Origin of the sequence: Amycolatopsis alkalitolerans, from assembly GCF_006152065.1 — a bacterium.
In the GTDB taxonomy this organism is placed as follows: domain Bacteria; phylum Actinomycetota; class Actinomycetes; order Mycobacteriales; family Pseudonocardiaceae; genus Amycolatopsis_E; species Amycolatopsis_E alkalitolerans.
Map to the genome: position 1 here is coordinate 25,637 of NZ_VDFW01000005.1, position 16,726 is coordinate 42,362.

The 16,726-nt window shown below is 69.3% G+C and carries 19 protein-coding genes and 1 tRNA gene; 13 read left to right on the forward strand and 7 right to left on the reverse strand.

Annotation, left to right across the window (positions count from 1 at the left end):
• Nucleotides 1–8 precede the first annotated feature (8 nt).
• From dnaG to FG385_RS07715, 5 genes are read left to right on the forward strand one after another with little or no spacing between them, the layout of a single operon-like run.
• Nucleotides 9–1,895 carry a DNA primase gene (dnaG, locus tag FG385_RS07695; protein WP_139095932.1) on the forward strand — a complete coding sequence of 629 codons (1,887 nt, stop codon included), beginning with the start codon at nucleotides 9–11 and terminating at the stop codon, nucleotides 1,893–1,895.
• 4 nt (nucleotides 1,896–1,899) lie between these two features.
• Nucleotides 1,900–2,415, forward strand: coding sequence for a hypothetical protein (locus tag FG385_RS07700; protein WP_139095933.1), 516 nt, complete (start codon nucleotides 1,900–1,902; stop codon nucleotides 2,413–2,415).
• Between the two features lie 15 nt (nucleotides 2,416–2,430).
• Nucleotides 2,431–3,168, forward strand: a complete 738-nt coding sequence (locus tag FG385_RS07705; protein WP_139095934.1) for a trans-aconitate 2-methyltransferase — start codon at nucleotides 2,431–2,433, stop codon at nucleotides 3,166–3,168.
• A gap of 57 nt (nucleotides 3,169–3,225) precedes the next feature.
• Nucleotides 3,226–3,576, forward strand: a complete 351-nt coding sequence (locus FG385_RS07710; protein WP_139095935.1) for a YidH family protein — start codon at nucleotides 3,226–3,228, stop codon at nucleotides 3,574–3,576.
• Nucleotides 3,573–3,854 (forward strand): DUF202 domain-containing protein, encoded by a 282-nt coding sequence (locus FG385_RS07715; RefSeq protein ID WP_139095936.1) that lies wholly within the window; start codon nucleotides 3,573–3,575, stop codon nucleotides 3,852–3,854. The genes FG385_RS07710 and FG385_RS07715 overlap by 4 nt, the downstream gene beginning before the upstream one ends.
• A 7-nt stretch (nucleotides 3,855–3,861) precedes the next feature.
• Here FG385_RS07715 and FG385_RS07720 read toward each other — a convergent pair whose 3' ends face one another.
• A complete protein-coding gene (locus FG385_RS07720; RefSeq protein WP_139095937.1) occupies nucleotides 3,862–4,473 on the reverse strand; it encodes a TetR/AcrR family transcriptional regulator in 612 nt (203 codons plus the stop codon).
• A 73-nt stretch (nucleotides 4,474–4,546) separates the two neighbouring features.
• On the opposite strand from FG385_RS07720, the gene FG385_RS07725 reads away from it, so the two are divergent.
• From FG385_RS07725 to FG385_RS07740, 4 genes are all read left to right on the forward strand, one after another.
• Entirely contained in the window at nucleotides 4,547–5,449 is a 903-nt protein-coding gene (locus FG385_RS07725) for an aldo/keto reductase (protein WP_139095938.1), read from the forward strand.
• An 89-nt stretch (nucleotides 5,450–5,538) separates the two neighbouring features.
• The gene (locus FG385_RS07730; RefSeq protein WP_139095939.1) at nucleotides 5,539–6,312 is read left to right on the forward strand and encodes a DUF5131 family protein; all 774 of its coding nucleotides are present in this window, start codon (nucleotides 5,539–5,541) and stop codon (nucleotides 6,310–6,312) included.
• Nucleotides 6,313–6,471: 159 nt separating this feature from the next.
• Nucleotides 6,472–7,119, forward strand: a complete 648-nt coding sequence (locus FG385_RS07735; RefSeq protein ID WP_200834355.1) for a LysE family translocator — start codon at nucleotides 6,472–6,474, stop codon at nucleotides 7,117–7,119.
• A 486-nt stretch (nucleotides 7,120–7,605) separates the two neighbouring features.
• Nucleotides 7,606–7,776, forward strand: coding sequence for a tyrosine-type recombinase/integrase (locus tag FG385_RS07740; protein WP_139095940.1), 171 nt, complete (start codon nucleotides 7,606–7,608; stop codon nucleotides 7,774–7,776).
• A 57-nt stretch (nucleotides 7,777–7,833) separates the two neighbouring features.
• On the opposite strand, the gene FG385_RS07745 is transcribed toward FG385_RS07740, so the two are convergent.
• Nucleotides 7,834–7,906 (reverse strand) — tRNA-Asn (locus FG385_RS07745).
• Nucleotides 7,907–8,053: 147 nt separating this feature from the next.
• Between FG385_RS07745 and FG385_RS07750 the strand changes: the two genes are divergently transcribed.
• Both FG385_RS07750 and FG385_RS07760 read left to right on the forward strand, forming a co-directional pair.
• Nucleotides 8,054–8,293: a hypothetical protein gene (locus tag FG385_RS07750; protein WP_139095941.1), complete on the forward strand. Its 240-nt coding sequence runs from the start codon at nucleotides 8,054–8,056 to the stop codon at nucleotides 8,291–8,293.
• A 466-nt stretch (nucleotides 8,294–8,759) separates the two neighbouring features.
• The gene (locus FG385_RS07760; RefSeq protein ID WP_139095942.1) at nucleotides 8,760–9,308 is read left to right on the forward strand and encodes a sugar O-acetyltransferase; all 549 of its coding nucleotides are present in this window, start codon (nucleotides 8,760–8,762) and stop codon (nucleotides 9,306–9,308) included.
• Here the strand turns inward: FG385_RS07760 and FG385_RS07765 are convergent.
• Together FG385_RS07765 and FG385_RS07770 are read right to left on the reverse strand one after the other, a co-directional pair.
• A complete protein-coding gene (locus tag FG385_RS07765) occupies nucleotides 9,305–10,108 on the reverse strand; it encodes an alpha/beta fold hydrolase (protein WP_139095943.1) in 804 nt (267 codons plus the stop codon). The genes FG385_RS07760 and FG385_RS07765 overlap by 4 nt on opposite strands.
• Before the next feature lie 56 nt (nucleotides 10,109–10,164).
• Nucleotides 10,165–11,013, reverse strand: coding sequence for an SDR family oxidoreductase (locus FG385_RS07770; protein ID WP_139095944.1), 849 nt, complete (start codon nucleotides 11,011–11,013; stop codon nucleotides 10,165–10,167).
• Between the two features lie 118 nt (nucleotides 11,014–11,131).
• Between FG385_RS07770 and FG385_RS07775 the strand changes: the two genes are divergently transcribed.
• Nucleotides 11,132–11,524 (forward strand): winged helix-turn-helix transcriptional regulator, encoded by a 393-nt coding sequence (locus FG385_RS07775; RefSeq protein ID WP_139095945.1) that lies wholly within the window; start codon nucleotides 11,132–11,134, stop codon nucleotides 11,522–11,524.
• 91 nt (nucleotides 11,525–11,615) lie between these two features.
• Here FG385_RS07775 and FG385_RS07780 read toward each other — a convergent pair whose 3' ends face one another.
• Nucleotides 11,616–12,779, reverse strand: coding sequence for a steroid 3-ketoacyl-CoA thiolase (locus FG385_RS07780; RefSeq protein ID WP_139095946.1), 1,164 nt, complete (start codon nucleotides 12,777–12,779; stop codon nucleotides 11,616–11,618).
• Between the two features lie 250 nt (nucleotides 12,780–13,029).
• Here FG385_RS07780 and FG385_RS07785 point away from each other — a divergent pair, with 250 nt between their 5' ends.
• Entirely contained in the window at nucleotides 13,030–14,256 is a 1,227-nt protein-coding gene (locus FG385_RS07785; protein ID WP_139095947.1) for a cytochrome P450, read from the forward strand.
• A gap of 285 nt (nucleotides 14,257–14,541) precedes the next feature.
• Here the strand turns inward: FG385_RS07785 and FG385_RS07790 are convergent, their stop codons facing one another.
• Both FG385_RS07790 and FG385_RS07795 read right to left on the reverse strand, forming a co-directional pair.
• The gene (locus FG385_RS07790; protein WP_139095948.1) at nucleotides 14,542–15,708 is read right to left on the reverse strand and encodes a thiolase domain-containing protein; all 1,167 of its coding nucleotides are present in this window, start codon (nucleotides 15,706–15,708) and stop codon (nucleotides 14,542–14,544) included.
• Nucleotides 15,709–16,725 carry a thiolase domain-containing protein gene (locus FG385_RS07795; protein ID WP_139095949.1) on the reverse strand — a complete coding sequence of 339 codons (1,017 nt, stop codon included), beginning with the start codon at nucleotides 16,723–16,725 and terminating at the stop codon, nucleotides 15,709–15,711.
• Between the last annotated feature and the right edge of the window lies 1 nt (nucleotide 16,726).

The following is a 16,726-nucleotide window of genomic DNA, read 5'->3' on the forward strand; positions in this document are numbered from 1 at the left end:
CTCGACGCGTGGCAGGCCGGATCCGGGAAGCAGACATCGGACAGGTGCGCGACCGCAACCGGATCGACGAGGTCGTGGGGGAGTACGTCGCCCTCCGCAACGCCGGCGGGGGCGCGCTCAAGGGGTTGTGCCCGTTCCACGACGAGAAGACCCCGTCGTTCAACGTGCGGCCGACCCACGGCACCTTCCACTGCTTCGGCTGCGGTGAGGGTGGCGACGTCATCAAGTTCCTGATGAAGATCGATCACCTCGGCTTCGTCGAGTCGGTCGAGCGGCTGGCCGACCGGATCGGCTTCCGGCTCACCTACGAGGGCGGCGGGGCGAGCGTCCAGCGTGACCGCGGCACCCGGACCAGGATGGTCGAAGCACACAAGGCGGCCGCGGAGTTCTACGCCGGGCAGTTGCGCACGCCCGAGGCGGAGCTTGCCCGCAAGTACCTGCAAGAGCGTGGGTTCGACGAGGCCGCGGCGCAGCGCTACGGCTGCGGATTCGCCCCGGCCGGCTGGGACAAGCTGACCAAGCATCTGCTCAATCGCGGCTTCGAGCTGCCGGAGCTGCTCAAGGCGCAGCTCGTGCGCGAGGGCAGGCAGGGCCCGATCGACCGGTTCCATCGGCGGCTGGTCTGGCCGATCAAGGACATCTCCGGCGACGTCGTGGGCTTCGGCGCGCGACGGCTGTTCGACGACGACCAGATCCAGGCCAAGTACCTCAACACCAGCGAGAGCCCGATCTACAAGAAGTCGCAGGTGCTGTTCGGGCTGGACCTGGCCAAGCGGGAGATCGCGAAGCGGCACCAGGTCGTCGTGGTCGAGGGGTACACCGACGTGATGGCGATGCACGCGGCCGGCGTCCCCACCGCGGTGGCCTCCTCGGGCACCGCGTTCGGCGAGGACCACATGAAAGTGCTGCGGCGCCTGCTGATGGACGACGACGCGTTCCGCGGCGAGGTCGTCTTCACCTTCGACGGGGACGCGGCGGGACAGAAGGCCGCGCTCAAGGCGTTCGAGGGCGACCAGACGTTCGCGGGCCAGACGTACATCGCGGTCGCGCCGGACGGGATGGACCCGTGCGAGCTGCGCCTGGCCAAGGGCGACGCCGCGGTGCGGGATCTGGTGGCGCGGCGGATCCCGCTGTTCGAGTTCGCGATCCGGAGCATGCTCGCCGAGTACGACCTCGACTCGGTCGACGGCCAGGTGGCCGCGCTGCGGCGGACAGTGCCGCTGGTCGCGCAGATCAAGGACAGGGCGAAGCGGGACGGGTACGCGACGAAGCTGGCGTGGTGGGTCGGCTGGCAGGACGCGGACATGGTGGTGCGCCGCGTGCGCGGGGCGGTGGGTGTCCCGGTGAAGCAGGGGCGGCGGGGCGGTTCCGCGCCCGTGCCGAGCGCTCCGGCGGAGGACATGCCGCGCCCGTCGCCGAAGGATCCGCGGTTCATGGCGCAACGCGAGGTGCTCAAGGCCGCGCTGCAGGAGCCCGCGATGGCCGGTCCCGAGTACGACGCGCTGCCCGAAGACGCGTTCACCCATCCCGCGTATCTCGCGGTGCACCGCGCGGTGCTGAAGGCGGGCGGCGCGGGCTGCGGGCTCGCCGGTCCGGCGCTGATCGACGCCGCGAGCGTGAACCTTCCACAAGGGACGGTGCGCACGCTGCTCTCGGAACTGGCGGTGGAACCCTTGCACGCCAAGGGAGAGGCCGACGTCCGGTACATCGGCAGCATGGTCGCGGCCGTGCAGGAGAACCTCGTCGGCCGGCAGATCGCGGAGATCAAGTCGCGGCTGCAGCGGCTGTCGCCGGTCGAAGCCGCGGACGAGTACCGCGCGCTGTTCGGCGATCTGGTGGCGCTGGAGGAGTACCGGAAGGCGCTCAGGGAGCAGGCGATCGGCGGGATGGACTGAGCTGATGTCGTGGCTGCGGCGGTTGTCCGGCGACCGGTTGCCCGACGGGTTTCCCGGTGAGCTCGCCTCGAACGAGAACGCGCTGACGGTCGCCGAAGTGGCCTACGGCGGCCATCTCGTGGTGACCGAACTGGGCCTGTGGCTGCCGGAGGGGCGGCGCGTCGGCTGGCATCTGATCAGCAAGGCGGCGTGGGGCGAGGGAATCCTCACGCTCGTGGAAGCCGAGGAGGCGGGCACGGCCGGGGCGGCCGTGCTGCTCGCCGACCGCGAGCCGGTGCGCTTTGCACTGCCGCGGCCCGGGAAGCTGCCGGTGATGGTGCGTCAGCGGGTGGACGGTTCGATTCGCGGGCGGCACCGGCACGAACTGGCCGGCGGTGGCGCCGTGTGGTTCGTGCGGCGGAAGGTGCCGGGGCGGGACGGGAGCGTGCTGCAGGCGCGAGCCGATCCGGGAGTCGACACCGAGGTCGTCGCGGCGATGGCGCGAGAGGCCGCGGAGCGCCTGGCGTCGCCCGAACCTTAGCAGTACGCTCGTACTGTGTGGGATGCCGCGAAGTACCTTGACTACGCTGACCTGCGAGGACGCCCGTTCTACGACCTGACGGGCCGGATCGGTGCCGAGGCCCCGCGCCGGGTGGTCGATCTCGGCTGCGGTCCCGGGAACCTGACGCTGGCATTGGCCGCACGCTGGCCGTCCGCCGTGCTCGAGGCTCTGGACAGCTCGCCGGAAATGGTCGCCGCGGCGCAGGCGGCCGGGGTACCGGCTCAGGTCGTGGACGTGCACGACTGGAAGCCCGCGCCGGACACCGATGTGGTGGTGACCAACGCGGTACTGCAGTGGGTGCCGGACCATCGCGAGCTGTTGCGCCGCTGGGTCGGGCAGCTTCCTTCGGGCGCTTGGTTCGCGATGCAGGTCCCGGGCAACTTCGACGCGCCCTCACACGCGATCATCCGTGAGCTGGCGGCTTCTGTGGTCCCGCTGCGCGACGAGCCGGTCGGCACGCCGCGGCAGTACGCGGACCTGTTCGCGGACGAAGGCTGCCTGGTGGACGCCTGGGAGACGACGTACGTGCAGCGCCTGGCGGGGGAGAACGCGGTGCTGGAATGGGTCGCGGGTACCGCCCTGCGCCCGGTCAAGGCGGCACTGGACGAGGCTTCGTGGGAGGGGTTCCGGGCCGAACTGGCGGCCCGGCTGAACGAGGCGTACCCGCGGCGGCCGGACGGCACGACCTGGTTCCCGTTTCGCCGGGTGTTCGCGGTCGCGCGAATGCCGTAACCGGCCGTCGACTACCGTTACCGGGAGCATGACGACCGCGGCCGGCAGGAGTGTGAAGTGGGCCCACGCTGGTACGAGGAGGGACAGGAGCCGGATTACCGGTTCACCCTCGCCAACGAACGCACGTTCCTGGCCTGGCTGCGCACGGCGCTGGCGCTGGTCGCCGGTGCGGTGGCGCTGACGCAGCTGGTGCCGTCGTTCGCGGTGCCGCACCTGAAAACCGCGCTCGCGGTGCTGCTGGCCGTGGCGGGAACGGTGCTGGCGGCGCTGTCCTACCGGCGGTGGGCGAAGGTGCAGCGGGCGATGCGGCACGGGCGTCCGCTGCCGATGGACTGGTTGCCCGCGACCATCGGCGTGGTCGCGGCCGTCGTGGGGCTGGTCGTGGTGGCCGTCGTGTTCGCCCGATGACCTCCCGCGATCCCGGTCTGCAGCCCGAGCGCACGACACTGTCGTGGCAGCGGACCGGCCTGTCGGCGGCGATCGTGACGGCACTGCTGGTGCGGCAGGGGATCCTCACCGGATCGGCGCTTGAGGCGGCGGCCGGCTGCTGCGGGGCGGTGCTGGTGGTCCTGACCCTGGTTTCCGGCAGGCGCCCCGGAGTGCACCGGTGGCGGCTGCTGCTGGCCACGTCGCTCACCGTCGCCACGGCTTCCCTTGCCACGGTGCGGCTGTTCTGGATCGAATAGCGCCCGCTCAGCGTTCCCTGTCGGTCGGTCGTAGCGCGTCCATGACGAGGTCGAGCAGCCGTTCGGTCTGTTCGGGGGTGTGGCCGGCCGTGCTGGTGAGCAGCACTCCCAGCAGCATCACGGTGATGTCCTCGGGTTCCACGTCGGCGCGCAGTGAGCCGGCTTCGGCCCCGCGGGCCAGGATCGTGGCGACGGCGGCGGTGACGCGTTCTCGGGTTGCCGGTGTGGCTATCCGGCCCGACGCCCAGCCCGCGCGCAGTGTCTCGGCCATGCCATGTTTCGTCGCGATGAAGGCGGCGTAGCGACCCATCCACGCTCGCAGCGCCGCCTCCGGCGGGAGTCGCCGCAGCAGGCCGGGGACGCTGCCGGTCACGTCGTCGAGTTCGGCGGCGTACACGGCCTCCACAAGGGCTTCGCGGGTCGGGAAGTGGCGATACAGCGTGCCGATGCCGACGCCGGCCTCGCGGGCGATGCCTTCCAGCGACACGGTGTCGTTGCCGGCCGCGAACGCGGCCCGGGCGACCTGGAGGAGTCTGTCGCGGTTGCGCAGCGCGTCGGCACGGGGGGCGCGGGCGCCACCCCGCTTCTTCCCGGGCGGTGCCGGATCAGGGACGTTCAAAGCGGAGGCACCTCCGATACAGTGCTACACTCGATTAAGCGGAGGATACTCCGATTAACGTGGAAGGATTCCCATGACCACGAACGCCAGCCCTGCCGGCGTCACACGAGCCGGCGGAGCCGCCAGGCTCGGCGACCGCACGGTGTCCCGTATCGGCTTCGGTGCGATGCAGCTGGAGCGCCTGCACGCCGACCGCGCCGCCGCGATCTCGCTCCTGCGCCGCGTGGTCGAGCTCGGCGTCGACCATGTCGATACCGCCCAGTTCTACGGCGACGGCTTCGCCAACGGGGTCATCCGCGACGCGTTCCGCCCGGAGGACGGCGTCGTGATCGTCAGCAAGGTCGGCGCCGATCCGAACCCCGGCGGTGCCGTCCGGCTGCGTCCCGCGCAGCGGCCCGAGCAGCTGCAGGCGAGTGTGGAGGACAACCTCAAATCCCTTGGCCTCGACCAGATCCCGGTGATGAACCTGCGCCGCCTGGACACCGGGCCGGGACTGCGGGCCGAGGCCGACCAGGTGGTCGGCATCGACGACCAGCTCGCGGTGATGACCGCGCTGCGCGACGAGGGCAAGATCGGCGCGATCGGCTTGAGCGGCGTCACCGTGGACGGATTGCGCCGGGCCCTTCCCGCCGGGATCGTCTGCGTCCAGAACCTCTACAGCCTGATCTCGCGCGATGACGAGGGCATGCTCCGGCTCTGCCTCGACGAGCAGATCGCCTGGGTGCCGTTCTTCCCGCTCGGCGGCGCCTTCCCCACCATGCCGAAGGTGACCGGCGCACCGGCCGTCGCCGCGGCCGCGCAGGCCCTCGGCCGGACGCCCGCGCAGGTCGGCCTCGCGTGGCTGCTGCACCACGCGCCGAACGTGCTGCTCATCCCCGGCACCGCGCACACCGGCCACCTCGAAGAGAACGTCGCCGCCGGAACGATCGCCCTCGACGACGCCGTCATGGCCCAGTTGGACGCCGTCGCCGGCTGAGCCACTCGGCCGATCCGACGTACCTTCCAAAGTCCGGATACTCACGACAAGTCATCGGGCGCCCGGACCGCGGTGGTTGAATCGGGGTCATGGCGACGCACCGGCGGGTCGTCGATCTCCGGCAGGACGGCCAGATCGAGTCCGCCACGTGGAACCCGACCACGGGCTGTGATCGGGTCGGCGCCGGTTGCGACAGCTGTTATGCGCTGGCCTTCGCCAAGCGGCTCAAGGCGATGGGCAACGCCGGCTACCAGCACGACGGCGATCCCCGGACGAGCGGCCCCGGTTTCCGCCTGACACTGCACCCGCGGCGGTTGGACATCCCGTTGCGCTGGCGCAAACCGCGGCTGGTGTTCGTGGACTCGATGAGCGATCTGTTCCACCCCAAGGTGCCCGATGCCTTCCTCGCCGAGGTCCTCGACGTCATGCGCCGCGCCGGCCGGCACACGTTCTTCGTCCTGACCAAACGCCCGCAGCGGATGGCCCCGGCACTCGCAGCGCTCCAACCGCGGCCGCTGCCCAACGTGTGGTGGGGCACGACGATCGAAAGCAACGAGTACGTCCACCGTGCCGACCGGCTGCGCGCCACCCCCGCCGCGGTCCGGTTCCTGTCACTCCAGCCGCTGCTCGGTCCGCTTCCGGGCCTCGACCTCACCGGCCTCGACTGGGTCTATGCCGGTGGCGAGTCGGGTCCGGCCCACCGGCCCATGCGGCCACAATGGGTGCGCCCGATCCGCGACCAATGCGTCGCCGCAGGGATCCCGTTCCTGTTCAAACAATGGGGTGGCCGCACCCGCAACGCCGGCGGCCGCCTCCTGGACGGCCGCACCTGGGACGAAATGCCACGGGTGTGGAAACCCTGAACGTTCGCGCCGAAGACGTGGCTCCGTGCGCGTCGTCGCGCAGTTTTACGCGGTCGCCGACCACTTTGAACCTTGGCTGCAGGCGGTCGGGATTGGGTGTCCGCAATTGTCCGCGAGTGGCTATCGACGGCTTCGCGTGGCGACGGGCACACTGCCGACGTGGTGATTTCTGCGGCGGCTGCGGTCGGTATGGCGGTGACGGCCCTGGGGATGGTGCTCACCCCGGGACCGAACATGATGTACCTGGTTTCTCGCAGCATTAGTCAGGGACGCACAGCGGGGATGATCTCGCTCGGTGGCACCGCCATGGGGTTCGTGGCGTACATGACAATGGCGAACATCGGCCTGGCCGTGGTGTTCGTCGCCGTGCCGTGGCTGTACATGGGATTCAAAGCGGCTGGTGCGCTCTATCTGGCGTACCTGGCGTGGCAAGCGCTCAAGCCGGGCGGGCGGGGTCTGTTTGAGCCGCAGAAGCTGGGACGGGATTCGGCCGGGCGGTTGTTTCGAATGGGGCTGATCACCAACCTGCTCAACCCCAAGGCGGCGATCATGTATCTCGCGTTGATACCTCAGTTCATCGACCCGAGCCGCGGACACACGACGGTGCAAGGATTCATGCTCGGTGGAGTGCAGATCGCGGTGAGCATGGTGGTTAACGCGGCTATCGTGATCGGTGCAGGCGCGGTCGCGTCCTTGATCGCGCGCCGCCCCGGTTGGGCGGTTTGGCAACGGAGGATCACCGGCACCCTGCTCGGGGCGGTCGCGGTGCTTCTGGCTCGTGAGATCCCTGCGCGAGCGCGGGCCTGATCCCTGGCCAACTGTCCGCCGCCATTGGGCATGCCGATGTAGGGCGGGGCTTCCGCCGTTGAGGGTGCCGATGGTTGTTTGGCTGGTGGGTGGGGGGTTGATCGTGTTCCTCGGTGCCGTCACCGTGACGAGGGGGACGCTCCGCGGCGGCGGACAGCCTGCCGACTTTCGCGGGCGTGTTCACGAGTGGGTCGCGGCCGATATCGAGGCCCGCATCGGAATCGACCTATCGGCGTGCCATACCGCCGTTGCATCAAGGGGGTGTCACACGCCGGTTCCTCGCGTACTCCTCTCCGTCCCGCTTGCCGGACCCGGGACCATCTGGCAGTTCTGGCCCGTCCCGGCTTTGTCAGGGCTGCTCCCACCCCCCGGCACCACCCGGATCAAGCTGCCCTCAACTCCACCGTCCCGCTGCGACGGGATCAGCGGTGGAGGTGAGTCTCTCACCTCCGCTCGAATCACGGCGTCTCACGGTGCACCCACGACCTGCGCCACACCTGCGCGACCTGGCTATTGCTGGGCGGCGCGACGCTCCGCGAGGCCATGGAGCTGCTCGGTCACGCGTCCATCAGCACGACCGGCAACATCTACGGACACGTCCTGGACGAGGCCAAGCGGCGGATGGCTGAGCAGATGAACCGGCTGGCCGAGGACTGATGTCAACCGTGGATGTCAAGAAGACCCCGGATGATCTCCAGGGCCCTGTTTATGCAGCTCCCCCGGTTGGACTCGAACCAACAACCCTTCGGTTAACAGCCGAATGCTCTGCCAATTGAGCTACAGGGGAATACTCGCCGCCGGCTCGGGGTGGTCCGGCCAACGGGTACAAACGATAGCGCACCGCTGATCGCGCTCCGCGAGCACCCCCGGCGCGGGGCTCGGGGCTGGGGGACAATGAGCGCGGGGATTGGACACGCGATGAGGAGGCGGAGGCATGAAGACTTTCCTGCTTGGGGCGGCTGTCGGGTACGTGCTCGGCACGAAGGCGGGCCGGGCGCGCTACGACCAGATCGTGCGCACGTACCGTAAGGTCGTCGATCACCCGATGGTGCAAGGCGCGGCAGGGGTCGCGCGGGCGAAGGTCGGGGAGAAGGTGGGCGACAAGGTCCCGTTCCTGCGCCCGCAGGGCCGCAACGGCCATCGGGTCGGGGAACCGACTGTCACACAGGCCTGAAGCCCGGCGCCCGCCGGCGGACCCTTACCCAGGGCATCACGACGGTGCGAGCCGTGCCCCCCGGCTGATTCCCGGGCCACGTATGCCGATCTCCGTGAACGTGATCAGCCGGACCGGCGGGCACGGGGACGCGTGGATGTCGTAGAGCCAGTGCGCCGGGCTGCCCGGACGTTGTTGCGTGCGGGCGCCGAGGTGCTCAAGGTCTGTACCACTGGTGGCCATGGCGTTCCCGGTTCATCCTAGTCACCGAAGCGAGCAGGTATCGTTCGTGTCCACAGTGGATTGAGGGACCCCCGGGCGCGTCGAACTGGGGGAGGAGGACGCGGCCCGGGGGCCGGGATGCCCCGGCGCCCGAGGGGGAGTGTGCGCCGGAGCCGCGACCGGCGCGAAACTGGGGAGGAAGGCGCCGGTCGCCTTACTCCAGAGTACAGCGGATTTCCGGGACCGGACGCGCTAGTTTGGGCCGGTGGGCGAGCACAAGGAGCGCATGCTGCGCGGGGAGCTGTACCGGGACAACGATCCGGAGCTCGTCTCCGATCGCAGGCGGGCACAGCAGTTGTGCGACGAGTTCGACGCCTGCCCCGCTGACCAGCGCGAACCGGTTCTGCGGAAGCTGCTCGGGCGCCTCGGTGCCGGCTCGTGGATCATGCCGCGATTCCAGTGTGACTACGGCTACCTGATCGAGATCGGCGCCAACAGTTTCCTCAACTACGACGCGATCCTGATGGACTGCGCCCCCATCCGCATCGGTGACGACGTGTCCATCGGGCCGCGGGCGCAGTTGCTCACCGCGCTGCACCCGATGGAGGATCACGAGTTGCGGCGCCAGCGCTGGGAAACGGCCGCGCCCATCACCATCGGGAACAACGTGTGGTTCGGCGGTGGGGTCATCGTGTGCCCGGGCGTGACCGTCGGGGACGACACGGTGGTCGGCGCGGGCAGTGTCGTGACCCGCGATCTGCCGTCTCGCGTGTTCGCGGCGGGGAACCCGTGCCGGGTGATCCGGGAGCTTTAGCGCACCAGATCCGTCAGCAGTCTCGACAACTCGGCCGCGAACTCGCCCGCGTTGCGTTGTGGCGCCAGATGCGCGCCCGGCATCTCGACGAACGGCAGGCCCAGTTCGAGTGCCAGTACTCGGGCCGGGCGGTAGTGGTAGTAGCCGCGGCTGCCCTCCCCGGCGGCGAGCACGATCGGCACGCGCGACCGCCGCAGGGTCTCGACATCGGGCAGGTACTCGTAGATCCGCGTCAGTTCACGGGTGAACAGGAACCGCCATTCGTCCTCGTTCGGCAGCCGGATCGTGCCGGCCGTCGGCAGCCCGGCGCCCGCGATGGACCCGACAAACCCCGTGAACGCCGTCAGCAGGTCGCCGGACTCGGCGTGCGAGACCTGTTCGGCGGCGAACTCCAGCCACTGCTCGGCGTCCGGGAGCAATCGCACGGCCGGCGGCTCGTGCGCGACGAGGCCCTCGACCGTTTCGGGATGTTGCGCCGCGAGCGCCAGCCCGATCTGCGCACCCGCGCTGCTGCCGAACACCAGTGCCGTCCCGAAGCCGAAGTGCCGGATCACCGCACGAGCATCCGCGGCCTGCTGCTCCACGGAAACCGGGCCCTCGGTGACGTCGACACTCCCGAAATGCCCGCGGCGGTCGTAGAGCAGGACCGTGTATTCCTCGGCGAGGCGCGCGGCGAGCGCCCCGTAGCTGCTCGCCGCACCCACCCCGCCGGAGATCATCAGCAACGGCGGTCCCTCGCCGAGCCGCCGCGCGGACAGCTCGGCGTCTTCCACCTCACAGGCGCTGTCCTCGGTCTGCATGGCCGAAGTGAAGCACAGCGTGGTCGTGGCGTTACCGCCTGCCCTGCCTGATCGCGTCAGAGCGCCTCTACGGCCCGTGTCACGTAGTCGGTGATGGACGTGGTCGGGCGGCCGATCAGCGCGCGCAGTTCCCCGCTTGTCTCGCCGAGGAGGCCGTCCTTGGTGTTCCCGTCCAGCGCGACGACGAACTGCGCAGTCCCCTCCGGCAGGCCCGCTTCCACGAGTGCCGCCCGGTGCTGTTCGGGCGTGAGATCCTGGTAAGTGACCGGCTTTCCGGCCGCGGCGGCAATCGCGGCGGCGAGTTCGGGGCGCGTCCACGCGACATCACCGGAGAGCTCGTAGATCTTGTTCTCGTGCCCTTCGCCGGTCAGCACCGCGACGGCGGCGGCCGCGTAGTCGGCGCGTGAGGCACTGGACACCCGGCCCTCGCCGACGCTGCCGACGAAGCTGCCCGTCTCCACCGCCTGCCGCACGGTCTGCCCGTAGTTCTCGTGGTACCAGCCATTGCGCAGGAAAGTGAAGGGCAGCCCGGATTCGCGGATGGCCTCTTCCGTCGCCTTGTGTTCCGGCGCGAGGACGAGCGCCGACGTGTCGGCTTTCGGCGCGCTCGTATAGACGATCTGCTTGACGCCGGCCTTCTGCGCGGCCCCGACGACCGCCCGGTGTTGCGGCACCCGCTTACCGACCTCGTTGCCCGAAATCAGCAGCACCTTGTCCGCGCCCTCGACGGCGGCCTCCACCGTCGCGGGCTCGTCGTAGTCCGCCCCGCGGACGGCAACGCCCAGGCCGGCGGCCTTCTCCGGGGTGCGGGCCACGGCGACGATCCGGTCAGCGGGCAGCTTCTGCTTGAGACCTTCGATGACGAGACGGCCGAGGTGCCCGGTGGCACCGGTGACGACGATCATGCGGTTCTCCTTCGAATCGTGCTACCGCCCCTGAGTTTGTACTAACTCTGAGAAAGTGCAAACCAGGAGTAAGTGCAATCACATTGCCGGGTACGGTTCGCCAGGTACCTTGATATGCATGAGTGGTGATGTGTCCGAGATAGACCAGCTGGTCGCGGACGTGTTTGCCCGTGCGTGCACGTCGCGCGGCATCCTCGAGCACATCACCGGCCGCTGGGGCACGCTCGCGCTTGCCGCGCTCGCCGAAGGACCGTTCCGGTTCAATGCCTTGCGGCGCAAGGTCGACGGGGTGAGCGAGAAGATGCTGGCACAGACGCTGCAGGCGCTCGAACGCGACGGTTTCGTCCATCGTGAGGCGCAGCCGACGATCCCGCCCCGGGTCGAGTACAGCCTGACGCCCGCCGGGGCCGAGGTCGCGGCGAAGCTGAAAGATCTCATCGAGTTCGTCGAGGGCATGGTTCCCCAGGTGACCGAGGCCCGCACGCGGTACGACGCCGTCAAGGCGCGGTAGCAGTCGCCGGTTTCTGTCGGTACCCACTGACAGGTATTCAGCTACGCCCGACGCCGACAACGACGGGCGGACGGGCGGTGCGCTGCCGTCGCTAGATCCGCTCGAGGATCGTGCCTGTCGACAGCGCGCCGCCGGCGCACATTGTGATCAGGGCGGTGCTCGCGTCACGGCGTTCGAGCTCGTGCAATGCCGTGGTGATGAGCCGGGCCCCGGTGCTGCCGACCGGATGCCCGAGCGCGATCGCGCCGCCGTTGACGTTCACCCTGGCCGGGTCCGGCCGGTGAACCTGTTGCCACGAAAGGACGACCGACGCGAAGGCCTCGTTGACCTCGAACAGGTCCGGATCGCCGATCGTCATGCCGGCGCGCCGCAGCACGCGTTCGGTGGCCTGGATCGGACCGTCCAGGTGGTAGTACGGGTCGGCGCCGACGAGTGCCTGAGCGCGGATCCGCGCTCGTGGCCGCAGGCCGAGTTCGCGGGCGCGCGCGGCGTCCATGAGCAGGACGGCCGAAGCGCCGTCGGAGATCTGTGAGGAGGTGCCGGCGGTGTGCACACCGCCCTCGAGGACGGGCTTGAGCTTCGCCAGGCCTTCGAGCGTGGTGTCGCGCAGCCCCTGATCCCGGCTGACCAGCCGGGTTTCGCCCGTCGGTGCGCCGTTCTCGTCGAGCACCGGCGCCTTGACCGGGACGATCTCGCGATCGAACCGGCCCTGCGCCCACGCGGCAGCGGCCTTGGCCTGCGAGGCGACGCCGAACCGGTCGACGTCCTCGCGGGTCAGGCCGCGGTTGGTCGCGATGCGCTCGGCCGCGCCATATTGGTTGGGCATATCGACCGACCACGAGTCCGGTCGCGGCTGGCCGACGTCCACCCCCCGGTTCGCACCGAGCGGGACGCGGCTCATCGCCTCGACGCCGCAGGAGACGCCGACGTCGATCGCGCCCGCGGAGATGAGCCCGGCGATCAGATGGGTGGCTTGCTGTGCCGAGCCGCACTGCGCGTCGATCGAGGTCGCGCCCGTCGTCTGGGGGAGGCCGGCGTGCAGCCATGCCGTGCGGGTCACGTTGCCGGCCTGCTCGCCGGCCTGCGTGACGCAACCGCCGATGATCTGCTCGACGAGCGCCGGGTCGATCCCGGTCCGTTCGAGCAGGCCGGCCTGCGTGGCGCCCAGCAGCTCGGTCGCGTGCAGCCCGGACAGCCAGCCGCGCCGCCTGCCGATCGGGGTCCGCACGGCCTCGACGATGACGGGTTCGCCCACCGTGGTCTCCTTTGTCCGAAGTTGCCCAACCCGGCTTTCAAACTAGAACAAGTTTCAGTATTGGGCAAGCGATCCGCAGGTCAGCCTTGGCGTGGCCGCGTTGATTGGAGACGTGTTCTACCAGGAGTTTCAAGATCCTAATCGAAAAAGTAAACAGGTATCACCCAAGGTCTATCTTTAGTTAACGCCGTATGCTTCAATCTGCTCTAGAACGTGTTCCACGACGATGTGGCATCCTCGGGAGGTAGCCGTGGCAACACCGATGATCCCTGCCGGCTTCGATTTCACCGACCCCGATCTGTACGCGCAACGACTCCCGCTCGAGGAGTTCGCTGAGCTGCGGCGGACGGCTCCGGTGTGGTGGAACGCCCAACCGCACAACATCGCCGGCTTCGGCGACGACGGCTTCTGGGTCGTGACGCGCCTGGAGGACGTCAAGGCGGTCTCGCGTGACAGCGACCTGTTCTCCTCGCAGGAAAAGCTGGCGATCATCCGTTTCGACGAGACCATGACGCCGGAGGGGATGGACGCCAACCGGCTCGTGTTGCTCAACATGGACGCGCCGCAGCACACGAAGCTGCGCCGGATCGTCTCGAAGGGGTTCACCCCGCGCGCGATCAACAAGCTCGAGGACACCTTGCGCGAGCGCGCCGCGCGGATCGTGCGCGAGGCCAGGCAGAAGGGGTCCGGCGACTTCGTCCAGGAGGTCGCCTGCGAGCTCCCGCTGCAGGCGATCGCCGAGCTGATCGGCATCCCCCAGGAGGATCGCGGCAAGATCTTCGAGTGGTCCAACCAGATGATCGGCTACGACGATCCCGAGTACGAGGTCGAGCCGATGGCCGCGTCGGCCGAACTGGTCGGCTACGCGTGGAACATGGCCGAGGACCGCCGCCGGTGCCCGATGGACGACATCGTCACCAAGCTCGTCCACGCCGACGTCGACGGCGAGTCACTCAACTCCGAGGAGTTCGGGTTCTTCGTCATCCTGCTTTCCGTGGCGGGCAACGAAACCACGCGGAACGCCATCACGCACGGGATGAAGGCGTTCCTCGACCACCCGGACCAGTGGGAGATCTACAAGGAGCAGCGACCGAAGACCGCGCCGGACGAGATCGTCCGCTGGGGGACGCCGGTCGTGGCGTTCCAGCGCACCGCGATGGCCGACACGGAACTGGGCGGCCAGCAGATCAAGCGCGGCGACCGGGTGGGCCTGTTCTACAGCTCGGCGAACTTCGACCCGGAGGTGTTCGACCATCCGGAGAGGTTCGATGTGCTGCGCGCCGACAACCCGCACGTCGGTTTCGGCGGCACCGGCTCGCACTACTGCATCGGCGCCAACCTCGCTCGCCTCGAGATCGACCTGATCTTCAACGCGATCGCGGACGAGATGCCGGACATCCGTGAGGTCTCGCCGCCGGAGCGCCTGCGTTCCGGCTGGCTCAACGGCATCAAGCACTACCAGGTCGCCTACTCCTGAGCGGAACCACAAAGGAGGCCCACCCCGGCGGGGTGGGCCTCCTTTCGTCGGTTGTGGCTAGTGTCTCGTGACCTTGTTGTCTTTACGCGCGGGCGTGTTTGCCTGCCAGGGCACCGAGTTGGCCCCTGGCGTCGCCGAATTGGCTCGGGGCGTCACCGAGTTGGCTGACCGCTGCGGCCGTGGGCAAACTCAGCGACCGGACCAGCAAACTCAGTGACGCAGCGGGCAAACTCACCGACCGCACGGGCAAACACGGCAACGTAAACCGGACAGGATCACGCAGCACTAGGCGGCCGGTTTCTCCGAGCCGACTACCCACATCGAGAAGTACTGCGAACCGCCGCCGTAGGCGTGTCCCAGCGCGATGCGGGCGCCGTCGACCTGGTAGTCGCCCGCGCGGCCCATCACCTGTTTCGCGGCTTCCGAGAACCGCAACATGCCCGACGCCCCAATGGGATTCGACGAGAGCACGCCGCCGGAGGCGTTCACCGGCAGCCGTCCACCGAGGGCCGTCTCACCGGCTTCCGTCAGCTTCCAGCCCTCGCCCTCGGGCATGAAGCCCAGGTTCTCCAGCCACATCGGCTCGAACCACGAGAACGGCACGTAGATCTCCGCGGTGTCCACTTGCGACAGCGGATCGGTGATCCCGGCCTCGGCCCACAGCGCCGCCGCCGCGTCACGACCCGCCTGCGGGCTCACCTGGTCACGGCCGGAGAACGTGGTCGGCTCGGTGCGCATCGCCGTCGCGTGGATCCACGCGGCACCACCGGAAACCGCGTCGCCCGCGGCCTCGTCCCCGAGGACCATGGCGCAGGCGCCGTCGGAGGACGGGCACGTCTCGTCGTAGCGGATCGGATCCCACAGCATCTGCGAAGCCTGCACGGACTCGACGGTGATGTCGCTCTGCCGCAGGTGCGCGTGCGGGTTCAGCGCGCCGTTACGCCGGTCCTTCGCCGCGACGATCGCGCCGACGTGCTCCGGCGCCCCGGACCGGCGGATGTAGGACCGCACATGCGGCGCGAAGTACCCGCCCGCACCGGCGCCGACCGGCATCTGGAACGGCGGCATGATCGACAGCGCCCACATCGCGTTCGATTCCGACTGCTTCTCGAACGCGACCGTGAGCACCCGGCGGTGCACACCGGCCTGCACGAGCGAAGCCGCGACAAGCGCCGTCGATCCCCCGACAGAACCGGCGGTGTGCACGCGCAGCAGCGGTTTTCCCGTCGCACCAAGGGAATCGGCGAGGAACAGTTCCGGCATCATGACGCCCTCGAACAGGTCGGGCGCCTTGCCGATCACCACCGCGTCGATGTCCGGCCACTCGACCTGCGCGTCCGCCATGGCGCGATCGATCGCCTCACGCAGCAGCCCGGGCATTGACACGTCGGTCCGCTTGGCACGGTGGTGGGTCTGCCCGGTGCCGAGTACCGCGGCGAGTTTCTTGCCCATTCAGTCGAGTCCTTCCATCACCGCGACGAGGTTCTGTTGCAGCACGGGCCCGCTGGTCGCGTGCGCGAGCACCCGGTTCGCGCGCCCCGCGAAGATCTCCTTCGCCGCTTCGCCGATCCGGGCCAGTCCCGCGGCGAACATCGGGTTTCCGGCCAGTGCGCCACCCGAGGGGTTCACCCGCACCTGCTCGCCGAGCGTGAACGCGGACCGCAGGATCAGCTCCTGGTGCGTGAACGGCGCGTGCAACTCCGCCACCTCGACCCCGTCGACACCGATCGCCTGCGCGGCCGCTTCCGCCGAGGGGGCGCGAGTCAGGTCGCGCGCGCCGAGCACGGGTGTGTCGACGCGGTGCTCGATCCCGGAGATCAGTGCCGGCCGCTCGACCAGGTCCCTGGCACGCTCGGCCGAGGCGAGGACGATCACGGCCGCGCCGTCGGTGATCGGCGCGACGTCGTGTGCCCGCAACGGATCCGCGAGATACGGTGCGTCGAGCAGGCCCGCGACGTCCTCGCCGCGGTTGCGGGCCGCGACCTCCGCGAGGTCCTTTTCGCTCCACAGCCCGGCGTCGAGGCCGAGCCGTGCCTGCAGTGCGGCGATACTGATCGAGTCCGGCCACAGCGGCGCTACCGTGTACGGGTCGAGTTGCAGGGCGAGCACGCGGCGCAGCTGACCTGCCGAGGACTTGCCGAACCCGTATACGAGCGCGGTGTCGACCTCGCCCATGCGGATCTTCAGCCACCCCTCGTACAGCGCCCACGCGGCGTCCATCTCCACATGCGACTCGTGGATCGGCGGGAACGCGCCGATGGCGTCGACCGCGGAGATGAACGAGAACGCCCGGCCCGCCAGGTAGTCCGACGAGCCGGAGCACCAGAACCCGATCTCCTTTTTGGACAATCCGGTCTGCTTGAAGACCTCGGCGAAGATGGGCACCAGCATCTCCACCCCGTTGGTTGTTCCCTCGGTGCGGCGGACGTTGGGCGCCTGCGCGAACCCGACCACGGCGACATCTGACATC

What these genes read in the sequence shown, in the direction of transcription:
- FG385_RS07700 (WP_139095933.1), top strand. Translation starts at nt 1,900, where the DNA reads ATGTCGTGGCTGCGGCGGTTGTCCGGCGACCGGTTGCCCGACGGGTTT.
- FG385_RS07715 (WP_139095936.1), top strand. Translation starts at nt 3,573, where the DNA reads ATGACCTCCCGCGATCCCGGTCTGCAGCCCGAGCGCACGACACTGTCG.
- FG385_RS07725 (WP_139095938.1), top strand. Translation starts at nt 4,547, where the DNA reads ATGACCACGAACGCCAGCCCTGCCGGCGTCACACGAGCCGGCGGAGCC.
- FG385_RS07730 (WP_139095939.1), top strand. Translation starts at nt 5,539, where the DNA reads ATGGCGACGCACCGGCGGGTCGTCGATCTCCGGCAGGACGGCCAGATC.
- FG385_RS07750 (WP_139095941.1), top strand. Translation starts at nt 8,054, where the DNA reads ATGAAGACTTTCCTGCTTGGGGCGGCTGTCGGGTACGTGCTCGGCACG.
- FG385_RS07765 (WP_139095943.1), bottom strand. Translation starts at nt 10,108, where the DNA reads ATGCAGACCGAGGACAGCGCCTGTGAGGTGGAAGACGCCGAGCTGTCC.
- FG385_RS07770 (WP_139095944.1), bottom strand. Translation starts at nt 11,013, where the DNA reads ATGATCGTCGTCACCGGTGCCACCGGGCACCTCGGCCGTCTCGTCATC.
- FG385_RS07775 (WP_139095945.1), top strand. Translation starts at nt 11,132, where the DNA reads ATGAGTGGTGATGTGTCCGAGATAGACCAGCTGGTCGCGGACGTGTTT.
- FG385_RS07790 (WP_139095948.1), bottom strand. Translation starts at nt 15,708, where the DNA reads ATGGGCAAGAAACTCGCCGCGGTACTCGGCACCGGGCAGACCCACCAC.
- FG385_RS07795 (WP_139095949.1), bottom strand. Translation starts at nt 16,725, where the DNA reads ATGTCAGATGTCGCCGTGGTCGGGTTCGCGCAGGCGCCCAACGTCCGC.